Genomic DNA, 21,974 nt, shown 5'->3' on the forward strand with positions numbered 1-21,974 from the left:
TTATACAAGGGCGGGCTTTTTATGTAAAAAACGCTTAATTATATAGTGATGTTCTCGATCTTGAACTTCAGACTGCCATTAGGTGCATGCACATCAGCAATCTCACCCACTGCCTTTCCCAACAATCCTTTACCAATAGGAGATGTCACAGAGATCTTATTCAGCTTCAGATCAGCTTCCTTCTCTGAAACGAGCTGGTAGGTAAACGTCTTCTTATTAGCCATATTTGTAATAGTTACCTTACACAATATGGATACTTTAGAGGTATCAATAGAATCAGCTTCCACTATTCTTGCTGTTGCAATAGCGCTCTCCAGTATGGCCACTTTTGCTTCGTGCATACCCTGGGCTTCCTTTGCAGCATCATATTCAGCATTTTCTTTGAGGTCACCTTTTTCCCTTGCTTCCGCAATGGCCCTGGCTATTTCTGCGCGGCCCTTGGTTTTCAGGAAACTGAGTTCCTCACGCATCTGGTCAAGGGTCTCTTTGGTAACGTAGTTTATACCAGACATAACGTTATGTTTTAGAATAAAGAAAAAAAATCAACGCCTCCGTTCGCACAGAAGCGTTGCAAGATTGGTATACCGCAAATATAATATTTTTTACATCACCTCGCCGATTTCATGACATAAATATTGTCATATATACGGTATTTATAATAGAAGAGCCGGGCTGCTCCTCTTGCTAAATAATGTGTAATTTCTCCAGTACGATCCTCGCCATTTTGATACTGGCCTCATGGGAATAACCTCCGATATGTGGCGTCATTACTACATTTGGCATATGTAACAGTTTTTCAAACTGTACCTTTTCTGCTGCACTGTAAGTAGCAAGTTTTTCATTTTCCAGTACATCCAGACACGCGCCTGCAATTGTACCTTGGTCCAGCGCTGCAACAATGTCAGGTGTATTTACAATCTTCCCTCTTGCCGCATTGATAAAACGGATCGGCTTTTTAAAGGATGCAAAGAAAGCGGCATTCGCCAGATGATGTGTCTCGTCAGTCAATGGCAGGTGAACACTCACCACATCTGCTTTTTCATACAGCTCTTCCATTGTTGCTTCCTTCACATATTCATCGCTGAAGCCGGTCTTATATTTATCATATGCCAGGATCTCCACATCAAAACCTCTGAGTTTGCGGGCAAAAGCACCACCGGTATTACCATAACCAATAATACCTACCGTTCTGCCACCGAGCTCAGTAGCCCTGTTGCCATCACGTTCCCAGATACCTTCACGTAACTCCAGGTTGCTCTTCAGAATATTGTTCATCAGCACCAGCAACATACCTACCGCCTGCTCTCCTACCGTGTCTCTGTTACCTTCCGGACTGCTTACACAACGGATGCCTTTGCTTTCCGCATAGTGTACGTCTATCAGCTCCATACCACTTCCCAGTCTGCCAATCCACTCCAGATGCCCGGCGCGGTCCAGCATACCCTTATCCACCTTAATTCTCGTAGTCACAATCATACCGGTACATTCCGGGATAGCGGCCACTACTTCATCATATGTAATAGACGGCTGGTAATTAACTTCGAATCCTTTTTCCTCCAGCTTGTGAATCAAATAATTATGCACCTTAGCGGTGATCAATACTTTCCTGCTCATAACATCTTATGGGATAATGCTGCAAAATCAGCCACACTCAACTCTTCAGCTCTTTTGTTGAAAATACTGTCCTGCAGAACTTCTTTAGCAAATAAACCCTTTAACGGATTACGGAGCTGCTTGCGCCTCTGTCCGAAAGCCGTTTTTACCAATACAAAAAACTTACGTTCACTGGCAATATCATACGACGTTTCCAGTCTGTCCAGCCGGATAACGGCAGACTTGACCTTCGGCGGCGGATTAAAACAGTTCTCATGCACTTCAAACAGGTATTCCACCTTGTAGAATGCCTGTATCAGCACGCTCAGGATACCATACTCCTTCCCTTTTGTAGCTGCAATACGCAATGCTACTTCCTTCTGGAACATACCTACCACGGATGGTACCTGCTGGCGCCATTCCAGCACGCGGAACATGATCTGCGAAGAAATGTTATAAGGGAAGTTACCGATCATATTGAACTCGCCCTGAAAGGGAACAGGGGTATCGAGAATACTTTCATTGATGATCTTGCCCTGGATATCGGGGTATGTCTTTTCCAGGTACTGTACCTTTTCAGTGTCCAGCTCTACAGCCTTGAAGTGAACATCCGGTATCTGTAGCAGGTATTTGGTGATGGCGCCCGCTCCGGGGCCCACTTCGACTATCTGCTGACCGGGATTTACCGGTAATGCCTCCACAATCTTCCTGCAGATGTTCTCATCCTTCAGGAAATGCTGTCCCAGCGATTTTTTGAGTGTATACATGATTAGCCTGCAAAATTAAGGAAAACTTAGCAGCAAAGCTGCAAGATAGAGCGGGTATGCCTGTACAGCTCCCGGCTAATATTCTTATATTTGCCCATTATTCTCAAATTAGCATGAGTAGCAACACCCATACAAATAAACCGGTTATCGGCATTACAGTTGGCGATATCAACAGCATAGGCACAGAGCTTATCATCAAAACCTTTGCTGACGCCAGAATGCTTGAGTTCTGCACGCCGGTGATATTTGCTTCCAATAAAACCATCAACTTCTACAGGAAGCTGATGAACGAAAATAACTTCAACTACCAGAGCGTGAAAGAATTCGCCCGCCTGAACCACAAACAGGTGAACGTCTTCAACTGCTGGGAAGAAGAAGTACAGATCACTCCCGGCGTACTCAACGAAGTTGGCGGTAAATATGCTGCCCGCTCCCTGTCAGTGGCAATCGAGTGTCTGAAAGAAGGACACATTCAGGGTCTGATCACCGCTCCTATTCACAAAAAGAATATTCAGGGCGAGCAGTTCAACTACACGGGTCATACACCTTACCTCCGTGACGCCTTCGACGCAAAAGACGTCCTGATGTTCATGACGGCCGACAACATGAGAGTGGGTCTGCTGACTGAACACGTGCCTGTTGCAGAGATCTCCAAATATGTAAAGAAGGATAACATTCTGGCGAAACTCCAGATGATGGAGGATAGTCTGATCAAAGACTTCGGTATCGACAGTCCCCGTATCGCTGTACTGGGCCTTAACCCACATGCTGGTGATGATGGTCTGATCGGTCAGGAAGAGATCACAGAGATCATTCCTGCTATCAAACACGCCAAAAATAATGGTCTGCTGTGTTTCGGCCCATATAGTGCTGACGCCTTCTTCGCACGCAATATGCATGAGCAGTTTGACGGCGTACTGGCGATGTATCACGATCAGGGCCTGATCCCTTTCAAATCACTGGCAACCGGAAATGGTATCAATTATACCGCCGGCCTTCCGATCGTACGTACCTCTCCTGATCATGGTACTGCATTCGACATTGCCGGTAAAAACCTGGCTGATCACAACTCTTTCCGTCAGGCCATTTTCACCTGTCTGGATATCCTCGAAAAGAGAGAAACATATGCGGAAAACACCCGTAATCCGCTGAAAAAGATCGAACTGGCTTCCGAATAGGAAAGTCTGTACATAAAAAGAGAAAGGGAGTCCGCCGTATGGCAGACTCCCTTTCTCTTTATCATCATATCTATATATGAAAGGATATAATTTCCAGCATTCCTTTCCGTGCGCCCTTATACACCCGGTTCTGGCCATTCAGGGCCAGTTCTGCCGCCTGCATATCATAGACTTCAATCAGGTCGGCATCCAGCAATGATAACAGGTTCAGGATCTTTTTCCGGCTGAATTGCTGTAGACGGCTACCTATATAACTTTCCATCGTGTCCAGCATTTCTGTTGCCTTGGATACCGATCCTACCGGCAATCCTTCTGCATATTCCATGTAATCCATGATCACCGCATTCTGTTTGGTGTTACCCGTGAAATTGCGCATGATACTCAGGAACTGCTCTTCCGAGATATAGTGCATAATGCCTTCAAAGATGATCAGGGCCGGCTGCTGTGGATCATATCCTGCATCCACCAACGTGCGCATCAGTTGTGCTGTATTATTGATATCAGCCTGTAAGGTATGGAGTCTTTCATCGTTGAAATGAATCGCAGCATAGATTTCCTGCTTCTCCCGCATATTGGCGCTGTCCAGCTCATAGATAGCAAGATCGTGATTCGGAAAATACTCTGTGATCTGTAAACCAAGCGGATCGAGTCCGGCAGCCAGAATACAGATTTGCGGCCGCGGATGTTGCGTCATGAGTTGTCTGATAATCTGTCGGATGATTCTTTTTCTGATCAACAATGCCTCTCTGAATAACGGCGTGATCCTGCTCAGCTCATCCGCCAAACCTTTTACCTGGCTAAAATCAATGTGAGACAAATACGCTTTTCCCAGGCCTTCTTCATACAAACTTTTGACATAGGTCAATACCAACGCTGAAGTGGAAGCCACGCTCAGCTTATTCACACCAGTTTTCATGGAATTTACATTTTCAAGGTTAACAGATGACAGGGCTAGTTTGTTAACGTGTTTTTTAAAGTTACTACGGAGGACTGACATCGCCTTGCAGGCGGTATTGTGTAACAGTCCGACGATATTAAGTCAATCAGGAGTATCCATCAGGAATCAGAAGTTGATGCGTAATAGCGTTTAACGTAAAGTACAGGCTTGCTGATACAATAAAAAAGGTCCGGACTGCTGATATCGTCCGGACCTTGAAAAGGAAATTCCTGATTGCTGATTCTACTTAATCTGTGCTAACAAACCTTTTGTATAAGCCTCGCCCCAATGCGGAGCAATGCCACTTGCCGGTTTGAAAGAACTGAATTTCTGCAATGCTACTTCAAACTTCTTCTTTGCTTCCGTTTTGCTTCCGCCAAACTGCTCCGGTGTGTAAAATAAAGCCTGTCCCTGCAGCATGTATACTCTTGGATTCTCCTGATTGATCTGGTTAGCCTGTACCAGCAGGTTAGCGGATTCCATGCCGTATTTCATACCTCTGTTCATCGGGTCTACACGGATACGGGAAGTAGCAATCAGTGATTTTATACAGTTGATCTCATCATTTTTAGGGCTGATAGCATCTGCCTGTTCGATGTTCACCGCTGCTTTGTCAGCCAGGTCATCTACCTTATCGTTGTCTTTCTGCATAAATGTGCTCATCACATAGCAATAGCCGGCATAATAGAACGGCAGCCATTGTGATTTTTCAGCAGCACCGATACGCTCAAATGTATTGGCAATTTCAAGTAATCTGTCAGGGGTAAAGTTGGTAGAATCATCCAGCATTGCAACCTGTTTAGTCATTGCGCCTTCATACTGTGCGCTTTGTGCCATGGAGGCAGATGCCAGACCAACTAACAGACAAATGGAAAATAAGATACGCTTCATTGTAAGTGGTTTAAAAGTTAAAAGTGTTTATATAGTGGTTTTAGAATGGGCTACATGTTATTGATCACATCCTGTCTTCTGTCAATACCGAAGTTCATGAACATACCGAGATAAATGAATCGTGGCATATTCGGAACGATCTCCTGTCTGCGCAGTTTATCGGTTGAATAGCGGTAACCATATACCTGTTTGATATTAGGTGCATTGGATACTGACAGGACGAAGATGGTAAATGCTTTACGGATGGAAGTCAGGTAACTGGCACTTAGTCCGACAGAGTTATAAGTCATCGTTTTTTCTGACATAAACTTGCTTTCCGGCAGATTCGGATTATAATATGGTCTGCCTGTGGAGAAGCTGTACGTCACACCCAGATTCGTAGTAATAGCCGGAATGTAATACTTATACACCACGCTGACTGTATGTTTTGCTGCGAAATCAGGTTGTACTTCAAATGGATAATTCAGGTAATTACGTTTGGTATCCAGATAAGAATAAGAGATCCAGTAATCAGTATTTTTAAAGGTCTTTTTATCACGCCAGAACACTTCAATACCTTTTGCATAACCTGTACCTGTGGTGCTGGTATCCATACCGGTTTTAACCAGATCATGATACTTTTTGTAGAATGCTTCCACACGCAGTGTATAGTTCTTTGCTACGAGCTGGTAACTGGCGATGTAGTGTGTAGCCTTTGTGAATCCGAGATCATTTTTAAAGCGCAGGTACTGCTGTTCTGGTTTCTGATAGAAGTCGCCATAAGCTACCGATATCTGACTATTGCCTGTCAGTCTGTAAGCCAGTGAGGCGCGTGGTGCGAAATTCGCTTTTGCCAGTATGGAAGTATATTCGGCTCTTCCTCCTACACGGCCTACCAGTCTTGGCGTCAGATAGATATCACTCTCCACGAATCCTGCTGTATAATTATCTACATAGTTGGCCTGCCATCCACCGAAGTTTGATTTCTCCACACCATACTGGTATTCTCCACCAAAGCGCAGCACTGAATACTGTCCAAAACCTTTAGTCAGCACCAGACGTGTCTGGGTAAGCTGTGATACGTTTTTACCATGTAAAGGATTGGATTTCTTCAGGGTATCCAGGTTCAGGTCGTCTGCGTTGGAGCTGAAAGAGAAACCGGCATTCAGTTTCCAGTCATGTCCCAGACTCTCCTTATAGGTCAGGTTGGTGTAGACATTTTTATTTTTCAGTTCAAAGAGTTCATCAAAACCGGGATACTCAAGGCTGGGACGGATGGTTCCCATATTCGTCTGGTTATAATATCCATAGAATTTGATCATACCCGTAGAGGAGGTTTTTCTGCGGAAGTTGGCAGAAGTACCGATGATCTCCGGGTCTTTGCTGAAGGCATATTTAGGCTTTACCACACCGAGGTAAGGGCCGAGGTTTGTATAGTCGGCTTCAACACCGTAGGATCCTTTTTTATCTTTCATGAGTTCTTCCAGTCCGCCACTGACACCAATAACGGACGCACCCAGTGTATAAGAAGAACGTTGTGGCAGGTCAGTTGATTCGAGGATCAATGCGGAGGACAATCCCTGACCGTATTGGGCGGAATAACCACCGCTGCTGAAAGTGGTTCCTTTAAACAGGAAGGGAGAAAAACGTCCTCTTCCCGGCTGGTCGGGCAATCCTGAAAAGAAAGGGTTACGCACCATCATTCCATCTATAAAAGTTTGTGTTTCGTAACCGGTACCACCACGTACGAACAGGCCTTCTCTGTCATTTGTCTGCTGTGTACCCGGCAGTGTTTTCAATGCATTCACGATATCTGCGCCGGCGCCGGCAGTGGTCACGATATCCAGTGGTTTCAGGACGGTAGTTTTGCCTTCATCGCTGGCTTCAAAGCTACCTGCGCTGATGGTGACTACTTTCAGATCATTCACATTATTTCTCATGACGATATTGATCTCCTGTGGACCGGTGATGAAGATCTTCTGTTCCTGACTGGTAAATCCGAGCAGGGTGGCAGTGATATATTGTGTTCCTTTTGCGTCGGTGGTAAAAGAGTATGAACCGTCTGCTCCGCTGGTAGCTCCGTCGTAAGAGTCTTTGATAGAAATATTTACCCCTTGTAGCGGGCGTTTTTTACTATCAGTGATCTTACCGGAAATCCGTTGCTGTCCCATCATACAGATTGGTAAGAGCATTGCGAACAGAATCAGGTTTAAGTGTTTCATGGGGGAGTGTGAATTTTTAACAAAACTAACTGGGCTGCCGTCCCTTTTCAATCCATAAAAGGCAAAGGGAGGGAATAATATCGGTAAAAACAGGGGAATTGTCGGTAGGAATAGCGCGTAAAGATAGGAAATAAAAAAGCCCGCCGGTAAAACCGGCGGGCTTGATAAAAAGATGTATGCTGATTAAGCGAATCTTGGTTTCAGTTCGTTAGCCAGAGTCACCATGCGTTTGATACCATCATCAGGCAGGTTACCCTTCTTGAAATCACCCAAAACTTCAGGCAGACGTACTTCCATTTCGTTCAGGAAAGCCTCTTCGAATGCTTTTACATTCTTAACAGGAACGTCACGCAGCAGACCCTGAGTACCCAGATAGATCATTGCTACCTGTTTTTCTACAGCGTATGGAGTGAACTGAGCCTGTTTCAGGATTTCCACGTTACGGGCACCTTTATCGAGTACTGCTTTGGTAGCAGCATCCAGGTCACCACCGAATTTGGAGAACGCTTCCATCTCACGATACTGTGCCTGGTCCAGTTTCAGGGTACCAGATACTTTCTTCATGGATTTGATCTGAGCGTTACCACCTACACGGCTTACGGAGATACCTACGTTGATCGCCGGGCGGATACCTGCGTTGAACAGGTTGGATTCCAGGAAGATCTGACCGTCAGTGATGGAGATTACGTTAGTTGGGATGTAAGCAGATACGTCACCAGCCTGTGTTTCGATGATAGGCAATGCTGTCAGGGAACCACCACCTTTTACCAGGTGTTTGATAGATTCTGGCAGATCGTTCATCTGTTTAGCGATATCATCCTTGCTGATTACTTTCGCCGCACGTTCCAGCAGACGGGAGTGCAGGTAGAATACGTCACCAGGATAAGCTTCACGACCAGGAGGACGACGCAGCAGCAGGGATACCTCACGGTAAGCAACGGCCTGTTTGGACAGATCATCATAAACGATCAGTGCAGGACGACCGGTGTCACGGAAGAACTCACCGATGGCAGCACCAGCGAATGGAGCGTAGAACTGCAGTGGAGCCGGATCTGCTGCAGAAGCTGCAACGATTGTAGTGTACGCCATAGCGCCTGCTTCCTGCAGGGTTTTCATCACACCAGCGATGGTAGATGCTTTCTGACCTACTGCTACATAGATACAATATACTGGTTTACCAGCGTCGAAGAATTCTTTCTGGTTGATGATAGTGTCGATACAGATCGCGGTTTTACCGGTCTGACGGTCACCGATCACCAGCTCACGCTGACCACGACCAACCGGGATCATCGCATCGATCGCTTTGATACCTGTCTGCAGTGGTTCTTTTACTGGTTCACGGAACAGAACGCCCGGAGCTTTACGTTCCAGTGGCATTTCGTACAGTTCGCCAGTGATTGGGCCTTTACCATCGATAGCAGCACCCAGAGTATTTACAACACGACCAACCATGCCTTCACCCACTTTAATGGATGCGATCTGGCCGGTGCGGCGTACTTTAAAACCTTCTTTAATCTCTCCGGATTCACCCATCAATACCACACCTACGTTGTCTTCTTCCAGGTTCAGTGCGATAGCTTTTACGCCGTTTTCGAACTCAACCAGTTCACCGTAACCAACGTTGTTTAATCCATAGATACGAGCGATACCGTCTCCAACCTGCAATACCGTACCAACCTCTTCCAGGTCAGCAGCAGCATTGAAGTTGCTTAGTTGCTGGCGTAATATCGCCGAAATTTCATCAGGTTTTATCTCCACCATAATGTATACTTTTTAAAAATAGTCGTTAAGAGAATGAATATAACGACAACAGCTTTGCGTGTACGCAGCGGCTGCTGTTAATTGTATTATCTGATATTGTGAACGTAAATATTCTCAGCAAATTGCTTTTTGATATCGTTCAGATCACGCAGTACAGAGGCGTCGTAAAGGTTGTTATCGGATTCCAGTACGAAACCACCGATCAGGTCGGGGTTTACGGCAGCTTCCAGTGTTACCTTTTTATCAGTACCAGCCTGTACTTTGGTTTTGATAACATCCAGTACAGCTGCATCCATTGGAACAGCGGTAGTGATCTTTACTTTGCTGATGTTTTTCAGCACATCATACTGTCTGCTGAACTCCTGCGCTATTTCAGGCAGGTTACCTTCCCTTCCTTTCACTACCAGCAGCTTTACAAAGGCAGCAGTAATAGCGCTCACTTTACCGTCGAAGATGGCAGCAAGGATCTGCTGTTTCTTATCAGGCTTGATGATCGGACTTCTCAGCAGGGCTACTACGTCCGGGTTGGTCCTGGACAACTGCTGCAGGAACTGCATATCAGTATGTACAGCTTCCAGCTGACCCTTTTCGGAGGACAGATCTACCAGAGATTTTGCGTAGCGGGATGCTAAACGGGGATTCTGCATATTTATATATCTTTTGGCCTTTCAAGCTGAAAGCTACAGGAAAAGGACAATCATGTCATCTATTTCCTGTAGCTTCCGCTTTTCAGCCTATCGCTTTAGTTTAATTTGATTTCTCCTGCCAGTTCTTTGATGTAGCTTTCCTGTGCTGTTTTGTCAGTCAGTTCTTTACGTAACACCTTCTCAGCTACCTCAATTACCAGTTTACCCACCTGATTTTTCACGTCGGTCAGCGCTGCCATCTTCTGGTTGTCGATAGCAGTATATGCTTCACTGATGATTTTCTTAGCTTCTGCCTGAGCCTGAGTTTTAGCTTCGCTGAGGATCTGATCTTTAGCATCTTTTGCTTCTTTCAGAATCTTGCTTCTCTCAGCTTTTGCTTCTGCCAGTACGTGCTCATGTTCAGCTTTCATCTGAGCCATTTCTTCCTTTACTCTCTCAGCAGATGCGATTGCATCAGAGATAGATGTTTCCCTTTCTTTCAGCGTAGAGAGGATTGGTTTCCACGCGAATTTTTTCAGGATGAGGAATACTATTACGAATATGATTAATGAAATGAAAAACAAGCCTAACGCGGGCTGTAACAGATCCATGATTATGAATATTTAATTTGTTCGCAAGTTGTTTGATAAGCAATCAGGATACACATCCTTAAAATGAAGATTACTGCATCCTTTGCCCTGTGCGCCAGATGCAGTAATAAGTTAGCCTTACAGCACTACTGCCAACAGACCAGCGATAACGCCGAACAGGGCAACACCCTCTACCAGCGCCGCTGCCAGGATCATGTTTGCACGGATGTCGTTCGCAGCTTCTGGCTGACGAGCGATTGATTCCAGCGCGCTCTTACCGATGTTACCTACACCGATACCAGCTGCGATAGCAGCGATACCAGCACCAATAGCACCACCAGCTTTCGCCAGACCGGAAGCAGCAGCAACCGCAGCAGCAGCTTCTGGAGCAGCCTGCAATAAAACAGTTAAAATTGCCATAATGAATGTGTATTTATGTTTGATTACTAATTTGTCCTAATGAAATATATTAATGGTGCTTGTGGTCACCCTCGTGATGGTCATCATGGTGAGCCACTTCCATACCCTGACCGATGAATACAGCTGTCAGGTTAGCGAAGATAAACGCCTGAATGAAAGCAACCAGCAGTTCCAGCATCATCATTACGATGTTGAACAGGATAGTGATCGGTAAGAACCCGTAACCAGCGCCCTTGTTAATGGAACCGAAGATAAATACCAGGGAAATAATGCTCAGGATGATGATGTGACCTGCCAGGATATTGGCAAACAGTCGGATCATCAGAGACACCGGCTTAGTGAAGATACCGATGATCTCTACAGGCACCAGAATTGGTTTAACCCATCCTGGAACCGGTGGGTTCAGCAGGTGAGACCAGAAATGCTTGTTAGCACTTACCATAGTCGCAATGAAGCTGATCAGCGCCAGTGCGAAGGTCACAGCGATATTACCGGTTACGTTAGCAGAACCCGGTAACAGACCCAGCAGGTTATTGATTAATATAAAGAAGAAGAAGGTCAGAATGAATGGAGTATAACGTTCAGCATTCACACCCGGAATGTTTGGTTTTACAACCTCGTCGCGGATGAAGATGATCACCGGCTCAACCAGACTTTGTAAACCTTTAGGCGCTTTCTTAGAACCTCTTGTTGTGTAAGCTTTTGCTACGGAAGTCATCAGCCAGATCAGCAGGATAGCCGCGATGATCATAGATGTGATGTTCTTTGTGATAGACAGATCGTAGACCTCAGCACCTGTCGGATTATCATTTGCATCTACTGCAATGATCTTCTCATCAGGATATTTAGCCTCTTCCAGCCCTTTTTCCTCACGGTAGTGTTTGTTTACCAGACGGTAGCCATCATGAGACGCATGTCCATGATGGAACGCTGAGGAAGAAAAGCTGCTGATGCCTTTCTCTTTGCTATACATAATAACAGGCAGAGGAAGAGTCACATGTGACTCACCGAGGCTGAAAAGGTGCCAGTCATGGGCATCCTTTACGTGGCCAAGAAGTACCTCTTTGGCGTCAAAACCCTTCTTAGGCTCCTCATGAGCTTCTGAAGTATTCGCAAACGTGTTAAAACCGCTTATGCAAAATGCAAGAATAAGGGCTACCAGCTTATATTTGGACAGAGTGTAGGAAATCACCGCTTTCTGAAATTTTGCGCAAAGATAGCAGTTTTATTATCAAAAAGGTAAGCGAATCCAAAAAATATATACAACTAAAGAGGGACCGCTTTCGACGGTCCCTCTCGCGTATAACATATTGAATTATTTACTTAAATGAAACATATTTCTGCTCAGCGGCTACAATTAAATTGAAGAATTCTTTCATCTTCGGGAACGCTTCCGGCTTGATGTTGTCACGGATATTTGTCTGAAACACCCGCTTGATTAACAACTTATTAGGAGCAGCTTTAATATATGACAACTCATATTTCATATCTCCAAAGCTCGCCTGCACATTGGAAGGCACCAGATCAAAGGCCTTGCCCGCCGGTAACTCTATTTCTACCTCCGTGTTGTAGTCATCCACATTCTCATACTTCCAGTACTCAAATGGATACTGACGGACCTCATTATTGAAGATATCCACCGTAGCGACTATATCCATTAAAGGTGGTTTCAGCATACTCAGGTCGCCTACGCTTATCACATCATTCTTCACCGTATAGGTTTCATCCATCATCACCGTGTCACTCAGATTGTCCAGATTACGGAAAGCAAATTTCTCCAAAGTCACCGGATTACGGAACTGCCCGGACACCGCTTCCTGCAGGTTCTGCTTCAGCTCGTCCTGCGCCTTTTCTCCGTAACTGCTACGGAAACCAGACGCGACCTCTCCATTGGTTGTTACCACCGTATTGATATGCAGGTCAGCGTTATCTACTAATACCTTGCTGCGACGATGCTTGATAACGTTGGCGTTAGCCCTGGGCTCATATAATTGTATGAGCTCTCCGCTCTTATACTCATAAGGAATATTCAGTATCTGTGCGCCCGCCAGACTTTGTGGCATCGCATTGAATGGCAAGTGATTATCCGTCAGCTCCAGAGTACGGTAGTCCGTCCCGTCTTTATACCTTGCCACACAATGGTTAAACTCCATGGATGGCAGTCGCATACTGTGCTGTCCATTACTACGGGTACTCACCAATACCAGATTAGCATCCATACCCGCCTTACGGGCAAAAGACACAAACAGGGCTGACAGATCTTTACAGTCACCCAGACGGGTATTCAGCGTCTTTGAGGCACGCTGTGGAACATATGCACCCTGCCTGAAAGATACAGAACTGTAACTGATATTTTCTTCAATGTAGTTGTAAATGCGACGCGCCTTTTCCTGTTCATTCAGACCAGCAATACCTGAAGGGAATATCTCCTTGTAAGCAGCATTGATGTCAAAATCCTCTTTTGACTGAATGCGTGTAATATCACTGTACCACTCCGCAATGTAATCCCATGACCTGACGGTTGAGACATGTAGTACACTACCGATGTCGCCTGCTGCCGGACTATAACTCTCCTCCTTCAATACCGGCAGATTGCGCATCTCCCAGGTGTACAGGCGGAAATTCTCATGTTTACTCTCCACCGGCTTAATGTTATTGACATTGTTGACCAACTCATAGTAGATCGGCACCTGATCTGCCACCAGTACGCTATATCTGGCAGTCAGCGTCGGATTGAATGCGGAGAAATAGAACTTATCCCAATACTCACGTCCCAAACGACCAATACCATAACTACTGAGTTTATAGCTGAGGTACACCACATCGCCCGGTTCCAGTCGTGTATACACCAGCTCATTCTCATATGTCTCCGCTGGTATCTTTGCCCCACTGGCTTTCACCACTTCCGCCTTAACAATGGTCAGGTCTTCATATACACTGTTGTAAGGAATACGGATCTCTTTCCAGTAATCCAGCCCTTCTTTATTGTTGACATAAACCGCTGAATTCATCACGCGCTCACTGGCCCCTTCTCCGTATAACACCACCTTATTGTCCGAGAAAACATAACTATAACTCTTTGAAGTATCCTTTTTGACTTCAGGTATTTACTGATCTCTGCGTAGTAATCGGTTTGTGGGAAATAACTGAACACATCCGGCTTGTTCTCCAGTTCACGTATCTTTTCGCGATAAGAATAACCTCCGGAATACAAGCTTAACGCCTGCTTATAATATTCAAGCGCTTTCTGTTTATCTCCTTTCTGCAGATAAGCACTGGCAATATCGCCCAATGGCTGATGACTGTATGGACTGATCTGATGCTGTATCTGCAGATAGCGAATCGCAGAATCATATTCCTGCCTCGCATAAAAATGATTCACTAATGGGCGGTACACATCGATATCATAAGGTATAGTTGCCGCAATTTTCCGCAGCGTCGCCATTCCTTTCTCCATTTCATTCTGCTGGAAATACAGGTCTGCCATTTCATTTGCCATATCAGTCTGCAGGTGATTTGCCTGATATTTTTCCAGTACTTTCAGTGCTTCCACAGGATCTTTTAACATCTGCGCATAATACTGATACATTACAGTAACGATCGTCGTACTTTCAGGATACTTCGCGTAAGCATATTTCAGCAGAGATATCATACTGTCCACCCGTTGCAGATAAGCATTCAATGACAACTTCCTGATAACGGTATAGATCTTCTCTCCATTTTTTGCCTCCATCTGTTTAATCACTTCCAGCGCTTCACTATACTTCTTTTCTTTTTCCAGCTGATCTTCTTCGGACTGTTTTACCAGATAATTCTCAGGATCCTGCTGCTTGAGTTTCTCGTATAGTTCTGTCAGGATAGTCCTGTCATATTGATAAGACAGGCCTTGTGTGTAATTGAATAGAATCAGCGCATTGTCAGGATACTTTTTGAAGATTCCATACATCGCCTCTTTAGCTTTATCTGATTCGGTATTACGGGTATACACTTTTGCCAGCAACATCGGGAAGATGGGATCCTGTGGGTATTTCGTCATCTGTTCTCTGAAATATACCTCTGCAAAATGTGGTAACAGTTTCGGTACATCGGTACTCTTATCCGTCTGATATTCCTGTACCTCATTTGTACTGGAAATGCCTTTCAACGGGGCATATTTCTCATCTGCCACACGTACAATAAAATTAGGAATGTCTTCACTGGTAAAACTGATCTGCACAAGTACCCTGTTATACCCTTTGTTCAGATGACATTTAACATTGTACTTGTCCATTTCAGTTGTATGTTCCTCTTCTTCGGAGATCAACAGTTTATCATTTACCCATACTTTCAAGGCACCGCGTGCACCTGTACAAATGATGGCATCTTTATCCGCATCAGCATAAACAAATGTCTGTGCATAACCAACACCTGTTCTGGCAGGAAAAATGCCTCCTACAAAGGACCATCCCGCATCATCTGCATACAAAGGCTTAAACCAGTCTATAGTTGTGTTATTATAAGAAGTAAATCCTTTGCCCGCGCGTGGTTCTTTCAGCGGTCCGTGCTCTTTATTGAAACCACTTCCGCTGATATTATCAAAAACACCGGTAAACTGCCAGTTGCGTAGACCTCCGATCTGCGCATAATATGCATCAGCACTGTCCTTTTTTTGACCGCGCACAAGACTTAAGCCCCTGAAATAACTGGCAGCAGCTTTCAGCGAACCGTTAAAGCGTGGTTCAGTAAGGACTCTGTTAAGATTGGATAATTGTTTACCGTCCTTGGTATCATATTCACCAAGTATGGCATCGTTGAACCACAATGCGTATACGTAAGGGTTTATCTCCGTAAATACATCCAGTGGATTGGGATAACGGTCAAGGAAGGTATCACCGTTTCCTTCATATGTTTCCAGTAATATCAATGCCGCCATGGCATTGTTCTTTTGGCAGGATCACTTTTCAGTGCGTTCCTGAAATACGCGACAGCGCGGGTTTTGTCATTTTTGTTAAGTGCGTCCCATGCTTTTTCATAGTCCCCTGCGAAGGCAGCAACAAACGAGAAGAGCGATAACAGCGTACAGATAACAACAGACTTTTTTAAGCAGCTCATAAAATAGGTAGGGATTATTGTTTCACTACTCTAAATTAACGAAACTAGCCCATATTCACTCCTGTCTGTCTGAACTGCATGCTGTGCAATTTATAGTAGAATCCTTCCAGTTTCAATAGTTCTTCATGGGTACCCATCTCCCTGATCTCTCCTTTATCCAGCACAATGATTTTGCTGGCTTTACTGATGGTGGATAATCTATGTGCAATGATGATAGAAGTTCTATCGGAGATCAGCTTATCAATAGCACGCTGGATGAGGATTTCGGATTCTGTATCTACTGAAGAAGTAGCCTCGTCCAGTATGAGAATTGATGGATCATAGAGTAACGCACGTACAAAGGATATCAGCTGGCGTTGCCCCAGAGACAGGGTGCTTCCTCTTTCCATTACCTGATAATCATAACCACCTGGTAACTGCAGAATAAAGTCATGTAATCCTATCAGCTTAGCTGCTTCCTCTACCTGTTCACGGCTGATAGCCGGATTACGAAGCGTTATATTCTCATACACTGAACCTGCAAACAGGAATACATCCTGCAATACCACACCGATCTTACTGCGCAAAGCTTTCAGTGTGAAGTCCTTAATATCTGTCCCATCCAGCAGAATACGGCCTTTCTGTATCTCATAAAGACGGTTCAGAATGCTGATAATGGTCGTTTTCCCGGAGCCTGTATGGCCAACGATTGCAATCGTATCTCCCGGATTGGCGCTGAAGTCAATGTCCTTCAGTACATATTCTGCATCCTTATAGGCAAAATATACATGGTCGAAGGTGATCGCACCTTTCATACCCGCGGCATCTTTCGTGCCGTTATCGGTAATATGGTCATCGCTGTCCATGATACGGAACACACGTTCGCTGGCTACCATTCCCATCTGCAGGGTATTGAACTTATCTGCCAGCATACGCAGCGGACGGAATAACATATTCAGGTACATGATAAAAGCAATCATCACACCTTGTGTCACCTCATAGTTAAGCACTTTATTGGCACCCCACCATACCATCAATCCGAGGGAAATAGCCAGTATTATTTCCACAACAGGGAAAAACACGGAGTAGGCAAAGATCGCATCAATATTGGCAGTACGGTGTTCTTTATTGATCTGGCGGAAGCGGGCGTATTCACGTTTTTCACCGGTAAAAGCCTGTACAATCACAACGCCTGTCAGGTGTTCCTGCACAAAGGCATTCAGTGCCGATACCGCATTTCTCACGCGGTAAAAGGACTTGTTGACACTTTCCTTAAAAATGTAGGTCGCAATGATCAGTACCGGGAAAGGAGAAAGACTTACCAGTGTTAAGCGCCAGTCTTCGATAAACATCACTACCAGAATGGCAATGATCATAAGCATATCAGCGATTATGGAGATCAGCCCTTCTGAGAAAACATCGTTAATCGCCTCAATATCGTTGATGGTACGCGTCGTTAGTGTACCGATAGGCGTCTTGTCAAAAAAACCGAGGTTCAGGTGGACGATCTTTCTGTAAACCGCCACACGGAGGTCTTTTACAACGGACTGTCCCAGCCAGTTAGTGAGATAGGAGAAGTAGAAACGCATGACCGTTTCCAACAACAGGAGAATCACCTGTACGATAGTGATGTAGATCAGCATCTGCATTAACTGACCCGCAATATATTTATCAACTGTTAGCTGTATCAGGTATGGCCGCATGGGCGATATAACGGCAAGTAACACCGTCAGGAACATCGAAAGATAGAACGAGCGCCTGTATGGAACTGCATAAGTGAATATCCTCCTTAATAAGCTAATATCAAAAACCTTCTTGACCGCTGTATTTTCCACCGTACAAAAGTATAAAGAAAAAGCCCTCCGGCAATGTTGCCGGAGGGCTTTTTCTTTATTTCATAATTCCTTTACTTGTCTTCCTTCATGATCTGTTTGTAGGCCTTGATAAAAATAGCACCCAGATTTTTGTGCGGAGGCACATAGTCGCTGAACAGTTCTTTATTACGTGCATCACCTGCAAAACGTTTACCTAATGCAGCCCACATCTGTACCCAGTCCACATTCTTACCGGCACGGATCGTCTCATCCAGTGTGCGGATAATTGGTTCATTTACGAAACGTGTACCCACCTGTTTGGAAGAGATGATATGTGCTTCCGGCGATTTCTGCAATACAATTGCGAGGTTATGGTAACCACCACAGGAACCCAATACCACAATCTTGGCAGAACTCTGCAGATTATCCAGTGTAGTATTCACATGATAACTGTGCCCACGGTGAATGAAGACAGTCGGATGAATATCATTTTCATCCAGATATTCGCTCAGCTTCTCAATTGCTGTCTTATCTTCCGGCTCTTCCAGTGGCAGGTTGGCGTAAATGGTGATCGGCTTGCCTTTGGTAGACTGGATGGTTGTCCAGTACTTGTTCTTGCTGATCTTCCACTCGCTGGCCGGGAAGTTACCCATGAAGCTTACATATGAATCATGACCATCTTTATCTCCATAGAAGAATACCTGCTGGTATACACGGCCACTATCGCTCAGTAATGCATTATAGGTCACGAAGTTGATCGGCGGCAATTGCAATTTGGCTGCCATCTGGCTCGCTTTTGTTGAATCACTGCCGCTATTGTTTTCTGTATCGAAAAGACTGCCCAGCAGTTCGTAGATCACAGTACCTCTTCTGTCTTTCTTACGTGATACGAACGTATAGTTTTTCTGCACTTCTTCGCGCAGGAAAGCCAGCAGTTTCTGATCGCGGATACTACCGAATGAGTTGGCAACATCCACCGCATCTTCCAGATCTTCCGTTTTTTCAAGACTGCTCACATACTTCTTCATGAGGTAGTTCGCATTCTCGGGCGCCATTGATTTCAGGAAGTTGTCGAGTGTATTGAAACCTGCTGCCATGGCGATGAATTTCTTGAACCTGTCAAATTCCACCAGCATCAGCAGACTATCTCCACGTGGAGGTTTCATACGAGCCATCATCTGGTCATACAAACCAGCGTTGTTATGGTTGGTATAACTGGAAGTATAGAGTTCTTCCTGACCGTTAACAATCAGATAGTACAGTTCTTCCGGCGTAAAGTCTTTTACTATTCTGAAACGTACATTGGCAGGCTCTTCATGCAGGTCGTTCATCTCACGGATGTAACGCAGGGAACGTGCCTGCATATTTTCCAACATAGCTTTCAGACCAATGATATTTTCTCCGTTGTTCTTTCTGTGCTGCAGAACAATGGCGCTTTTTACCAGTTGTCTGAAGTATTTATCCTCATTTTCTACCACAGCAGAAAGCTTTTCTACGGTTGTTGTTCCTGCCATCAGTTCGTCTATAAACGGCAGAATCAGGGTAGAATTACCGGAATTACCTATCTGTACGATCAGTTGTACGATCGGATCGGGATTCTTTTTGATGGCGGTTGCCACCGGCGTATAAGAAGTAGCGTAAGTCAGTACCTGATTAGGGTATTTTCTGGCTACAGCTGCAATAACAGAATCAGTAGCCGGATATTCCAGATAGTTGCCTATCTGAGACATCACCGTTTCGAGGTTATTGAAAGCAAATTTTGCAAATAATACCCCACGGGCGTCCTTATAACCGGGATTGTCTTTGAAAGGTTCTATCATGCGCTCACCGGCATCAAAAGACAGTGGATACACATAAGGCAGGATACTCTGCCCTTTGATATCAGCTTTCATCATCTCACGATAAGCAGTTACCATTACGGGCGCTTCTTCCGGAGCGATCCTAGTATAGGCACGTTTGGTGTTATAATCGTGGATCATTACATAGAGACCTGACAGGTACTTGATCTTCAGACGGTGATCCAGAGCAGAATCCAGTTCAATCTGGGTCTGCATATCGTCAATCTGTTTAACGAGCGCATCTGTCACCTGCAGATTGATCGTCTGATCATCCGAAACACGTACCAGGTCATCCGCCTTTCCGTCAAATTTCAGTGCGGCAGCCTGTTCTTTATCGATATTATCATGGAAACCAATTCGTCCGATAGGTATATCAATTTTCTGAGTCGTCTGAGCATGCACCAGGGTCACCTGCAGGGTAACCAGCAATAAGATAACAGTTATAAATTTTTTCATTAATGTAAATAGGCTTTACTCTTACTTTATAAAGCTAGTATAGCAAATTTACGACCAAAATACTACAGCACCGCATTTCCGGCCTTTTAGGTGTATTTTTGAGCATCCAAAACAGTGAGTGTCACATGCAAACGTTTATCAGTGATCTATCCGGAAAAACATACCCTGCTTCCGAGAAGGTACATTGCCGCGCTGTCAGCAAGAATGTCCTGGAGCTTTTACAGAAAGATCATCCTCAGATCACTACGAAATCCCACCTCGCCGTCTCCGAAATCAATGAGTACAGGCAAAAGTATCTGGAACACCTGTTTTCCAAAGAGATCGGTGAACTGACCGAGATGGAGAAAATGGTGCTGGAAAAGCTAAAAGAGCATCAGACGCTGACCGACAAACTGGATGACGGGGAAAATCCGGCCTCTTTCTCTTTCGGGCAAAGGGTAGCCGATAAAATCGCCTCTTTCGGTGGCAGCTGGACATTCATCATTTCCTTTCTGGTATTCATTTTACTTTGGATGGCGGTCAACATTTACTGGCTGGCCAACAAAGGCTTTGACCCCTATCCTTTTATCCTGCTGAATCTCATACTGTCCTGTCTGGCCGCATTACAGGCACCCGTGATCATGATGAGTCAAAACCGGCAGGAAGAGAAAGACAGACAAAGGGCGAAAAATGACTATATGATCAATCTTAAGTCAGAACTGGAAGTAAGGATCCTCCACGAAAAGATTGACCATCTGATCCTCCATCAGCAACAGGATATGATGGAAATACAACAAACGCAGCTGGAAATGCTGAATGAAGTCAATCAGGCTTTAAAAAAACTTGCAGGAAATGGTAATAACCATAAACATACGAATGAAAAACCTGTTTAATAATACTATTATACCATAAGCAAAGCCAGCCAGAAATGCTGTACTTTTGTATTACTTGTATCCCTGTACTGTTCTGCGTTGTGATCGAATTAACAATTAGATAATGTTAATTTTTCATTAATAGCAAAGTCGACGTTATAATTTTGTGTCGTCTTTAAAAAGTCAAAGTATATGATAGACCAAGCGGTTGCAGGTAAAATATTGGTGGTGGATGATGAAATCGACATTCTGGAAATTATCAGCTATAATCTGAAATCAGCAGGATATGATACCATTACGGCAAAGGATGGCAGTGAAGCTGTACAGAAAGCGAAAGTATTCCGCCCCGACCTAATCATGCTTGATATCATGATGCCAAACAAAAACGGTATCGATACCTGCCGGGAAATTAGAAAATTGCCTGAGTTTAAAGATACTATGGTGCTGTTCCTGACAGCCCTGAATGATGAAAAATCAGAAATTGATGGTCTGAATATGGGTGCTGATGACTACATCGCAAAACCAATCAAACCAAAATTGCTGGTAAGCCGTATCAACGCGCTTTTCCGCCGTCTGCACAAACCTGAAGATACACAGGTACAGTTGGGCGACCTGATTATCGACCGTGAAAAATTCACCGTAACATACAAAGGTCAGGAGATCATTCTGGCTAAGAAAGAGTTCGAATTGCTGCAGTTACTGGCTTCGAAACCCGGCCGCGTATTCCTCCGGAATGAGATTCTCAATCAGGTATGGGGTACAGAAGTAATTGTAGGTGACCGTACTATTGATGTGCACATCCGTAAAATACGCCAGAAAATAGGTATTGACCTTATCACCACTGTTAAGGGAGTTGGCTACAAATTCGAAATGTAGATCTCTGCTCAAATCTCTACCATTTAACCACCATTATTCGTAACGGCGATACGCTAACGGGTATTGCGTATCCAGTCTTGTGTGTTATGTCAAGTGAAAAATTTG

Annotated in this window: 19 protein-coding genes; 3 read left to right on the forward strand and 16 right to left on the reverse strand. The window is 44.7% G+C overall.

Features of this window, described 5'->3' with window-relative positions; translation table 11 throughout:
• Positions 1–38 precede the first annotated feature (38 nt).
• From greA to rsmA, 3 genes are all read right to left on the reverse strand, one after another.
• Positions 39–512: a transcription elongation factor GreA gene (gene greA, locus FEF09_RS10550; RefSeq protein ID WP_146305075.1), complete on the reverse strand. Its 474-nt coding sequence runs from the start codon at positions 510–512 to the stop codon at positions 39–41.
• A gap of 172 nt (positions 513–684) precedes the next feature.
• Positions 685–1,614, reverse strand: coding sequence for an NAD(P)-dependent oxidoreductase (locus FEF09_RS10555; RefSeq protein WP_146305076.1), 930 nt, complete (start codon positions 1,612–1,614; stop codon positions 685–687).
• Positions 1,611–2,360 carry a 16S rRNA (adenine(1518)-N(6)/adenine(1519)-N(6))-dimethyltransferase RsmA gene (gene rsmA / locus FEF09_RS10560; protein ID WP_146305077.1) on the reverse strand — a complete coding sequence of 250 codons (750 nt, stop codon included), beginning with the start codon at positions 2,358–2,360 and terminating at the stop codon, positions 1,611–1,613. The genes FEF09_RS10555 and rsmA overlap by 4 nt, the downstream gene beginning before the upstream one ends.
• A gap of 113 nt (positions 2,361–2,473) precedes the next feature.
• On the opposite strand from rsmA, the gene pdxA reads away from it, so the two are divergent.
• On the forward strand, positions 2,474–3,538 hold the full coding sequence (pdxA, locus tag FEF09_RS10565) for a 4-hydroxythreonine-4-phosphate dehydrogenase PdxA (RefSeq protein ID WP_146305078.1): 1,065 nt from the start codon (positions 2,474–2,476) through the stop codon (positions 3,536–3,538).
• Between the two features lie 70 nt (positions 3,539–3,608).
• On the opposite strand, the gene FEF09_RS10570 is transcribed toward pdxA, so the two are convergent.
• The 13 genes from FEF09_RS10570 to FEF09_RS10630 all read right to left on the reverse strand — a co-directional run bounded on the left by FEF09_RS10570 (position 3,609) and on the right by FEF09_RS10630 (position 20,142).
• Positions 3,609–4,454 carry a class I SAM-dependent methyltransferase gene (locus tag FEF09_RS10570; protein ID WP_186774280.1) on the reverse strand — a complete coding sequence of 282 codons (846 nt, stop codon included), beginning with the start codon at positions 4,452–4,454 and terminating at the stop codon, positions 3,609–3,611.
• 264 nt (positions 4,455–4,718) lie between these two features.
• Positions 4,719–5,366: a hypothetical protein gene (locus tag FEF09_RS10575; protein ID WP_146305080.1), complete on the reverse strand. Its 648-nt coding sequence runs from the start codon at positions 5,364–5,366 to the stop codon at positions 4,719–4,721.
• 50 nt (positions 5,367–5,416) lie between these two features.
• On the reverse strand, positions 5,417–7,567 hold the full coding sequence (locus FEF09_RS10580) for a TonB-dependent receptor (RefSeq protein WP_146305081.1): 2,151 nt from the start codon (positions 7,565–7,567) through the stop codon (positions 5,417–5,419).
• Positions 7,568–7,750: 183 nt separating this feature from the next.
• The gene (gene atpA, locus FEF09_RS10585) at positions 7,751–9,328 is read right to left on the reverse strand and encodes a F0F1 ATP synthase subunit alpha (protein WP_146305082.1); all 1,578 of its coding nucleotides are present in this window, start codon (positions 9,326–9,328) and stop codon (positions 7,751–7,753) included.
• 86 nt (positions 9,329–9,414) lie between these two features.
• Entirely contained in the window at positions 9,415–9,975 is a 561-nt protein-coding gene (atpH, locus tag FEF09_RS10590) for an ATP synthase F1 subunit delta (RefSeq protein WP_146305083.1), read from the reverse strand.
• Positions 9,976–10,070: 95 nt separating this feature from the next.
• Complete coding sequence (gene atpF / locus FEF09_RS10595) at positions 10,071–10,565, reverse strand: F0F1 ATP synthase subunit B (protein WP_146305084.1); 495 nt, start codon at positions 10,563–10,565, stop codon at positions 10,071–10,073.
• A 117-nt stretch (positions 10,566–10,682) separates the two neighbouring features.
• Positions 10,683–10,964 carry an ATP synthase F0 subunit C gene (gene atpE, locus FEF09_RS10600; RefSeq protein ID WP_186774281.1) on the reverse strand — a complete coding sequence of 94 codons (282 nt, stop codon included), beginning with the start codon at positions 10,962–10,964 and terminating at the stop codon, positions 10,683–10,685.
• A gap of 49 nt (positions 10,965–11,013) precedes the next feature.
• Entirely contained in the window at positions 11,014–12,156 is a 1,143-nt protein-coding gene (gene atpB, locus FEF09_RS10605) for a F0F1 ATP synthase subunit A (RefSeq protein ID WP_146305085.1), read from the reverse strand.
• A gap of 127 nt (positions 12,157–12,283) precedes the next feature.
• Entirely contained in the window at positions 12,284–13,975 is a 1,692-nt protein-coding gene (locus tag FEF09_RS10610) for a DUF3857 domain-containing transglutaminase family protein (protein WP_261387421.1), read from the reverse strand.
• Positions 13,975–15,876, reverse strand: coding sequence for a tetratricopeptide repeat protein (locus FEF09_RS10615; protein WP_146305087.1), 1,902 nt, complete (start codon positions 15,874–15,876; stop codon positions 13,975–13,977). The genes FEF09_RS10610 and FEF09_RS10615 overlap by 1 nt, the downstream gene beginning before the upstream one ends.
• On the reverse strand, positions 15,864–16,055 hold the full coding sequence (locus FEF09_RS10620; RefSeq protein WP_146305088.1) for a hypothetical protein: 192 nt from the start codon (positions 16,053–16,055) through the stop codon (positions 15,864–15,866). Before FEF09_RS10620 ends, FEF09_RS10615 begins: the two co-directional genes overlap by 13 nt.
• A 44-nt stretch (positions 16,056–16,099) precedes the next feature.
• Positions 16,100–17,869: an ABC transporter ATP-binding protein gene (locus FEF09_RS10625; RefSeq protein WP_146305089.1), complete on the reverse strand. Its 1,770-nt coding sequence runs from the start codon at positions 17,867–17,869 to the stop codon at positions 16,100–16,102.
• 71 nt (positions 17,870–17,940) lie between these two features.
• The gene (locus tag FEF09_RS10630) at positions 17,941–20,142 is read right to left on the reverse strand and encodes a hypothetical protein (RefSeq protein ID WP_146305090.1); all 2,202 of its coding nucleotides are present in this window, start codon (positions 20,140–20,142) and stop codon (positions 17,941–17,943) included.
• A 125-nt stretch (positions 20,143–20,267) separates the two neighbouring features.
• Between FEF09_RS10630 and FEF09_RS10635 the strand changes: the two genes are divergently transcribed.
• Together FEF09_RS10635 and FEF09_RS10640 are read left to right on the forward strand one after the other, a co-directional pair.
• A complete protein-coding gene (locus FEF09_RS10635; protein WP_146305091.1) occupies positions 20,268–21,014 on the forward strand; it encodes a DUF1003 domain-containing protein in 747 nt (248 codons plus the stop codon).
• A gap of 171 nt (positions 21,015–21,185) precedes the next feature.
• Positions 21,186–21,869, forward strand: a complete 684-nt coding sequence (locus FEF09_RS10640; protein WP_012788898.1) for a response regulator transcription factor — start codon at positions 21,186–21,188, stop codon at positions 21,867–21,869.
• Positions 21,870–21,974 lie beyond the last annotated feature (105 nt).

This window comes from Chitinophaga pinensis, from assembly GCF_007896845.1.
Classification (GTDB): Bacteria; Bacteroidota; Bacteroidia; order Chitinophagales; family Chitinophagaceae; genus Chitinophaga; species Chitinophaga pinensis_C.

Coding starts and splice junctions, on each gene's coding strand:
- greA (WP_146305075.1), bottom strand. CDS start 512: ATGTCTGGTATAAACTACGTTACCAAAGAGACCCTTGACCAGATGCGT.
- FEF09_RS10555 (WP_146305076.1), bottom strand. CDS start 1,614: ATGAGCAGGAAAGTATTGATCACCGCTAAGGTGCATAATTATTTGATT.
- rsmA (WP_146305077.1), bottom strand. CDS start 2,360: ATGTATACACTCAAAAAATCGCTGGGACAGCATTTCCTGAAGGATGAG.
- pdxA (WP_146305078.1), top strand. CDS start 2,474: ATGAGTAGCAACACCCATACAAATAAACCGGTTATCGGCATTACAGTT.
- FEF09_RS10570 (WP_186774280.1), bottom strand. CDS start 4,454: ATGAAAACTGGTGTGAATAAGCTGAGCGTGGCTTCCACTTCAGCGTTG.
- FEF09_RS10575 (WP_146305080.1), bottom strand. CDS start 5,366: ATGAAGCGTATCTTATTTTCCATTTGTCTGTTAGTTGGTCTGGCATCT.
- FEF09_RS10580 (WP_146305081.1), bottom strand. CDS start 7,567: ATGAAACACTTAAACCTGATTCTGTTCGCAATGCTCTTACCAATCTGT.
- atpA (WP_146305082.1), bottom strand. CDS start 9,328: ATGGTGGAGATAAAACCTGATGAAATTTCGGCGATATTACGCCAGCAA.
- atpH (WP_146305083.1), bottom strand. CDS start 9,975: ATGCAGAATCCCCGTTTAGCATCCCGCTACGCAAAATCTCTGGTAGAT.
- atpF (WP_146305084.1), bottom strand. CDS start 10,565: ATGGATCTGTTACAGCCCGCGTTAGGCTTGTTTTTCATTTCATTAATC.
- atpE (WP_186774281.1), bottom strand. CDS start 10,964: ATGGCAATTTTAACTGTTTTATTGCAGGCTGCTCCAGAAGCTGCTGCT.
- FEF09_RS10610 (WP_261387421.1), bottom strand. CDS start 13,975: ATGAATTCAGCGGTTTATGTCAACAATAAAGAAGGGCTGGATTACTGG.
- FEF09_RS10615 (WP_146305087.1), bottom strand. CDS start 15,876: ATGGCGGCATTGATATTACTGGAAACATATGAAGGAAACGGTGATACC.
- FEF09_RS10620 (WP_146305088.1), bottom strand. CDS start 16,055: ATGAGCTGCTTAAAAAAGTCTGTTGTTATCTGTACGCTGTTATCGCTC.
- FEF09_RS10630 (WP_146305090.1), bottom strand. CDS start 20,142: ATGAAAAAATTTATAACTGTTATCTTATTGCTGGTTACCCTGCAGGTG.
- FEF09_RS10635 (WP_146305091.1), top strand. CDS start 20,268: ATGCAAACGTTTATCAGTGATCTATCCGGAAAAACATACCCTGCTTCC.
- FEF09_RS10640 (WP_012788898.1), top strand. CDS start 21,186: ATGATAGACCAAGCGGTTGCAGGTAAAATATTGGTGGTGGATGATGAA.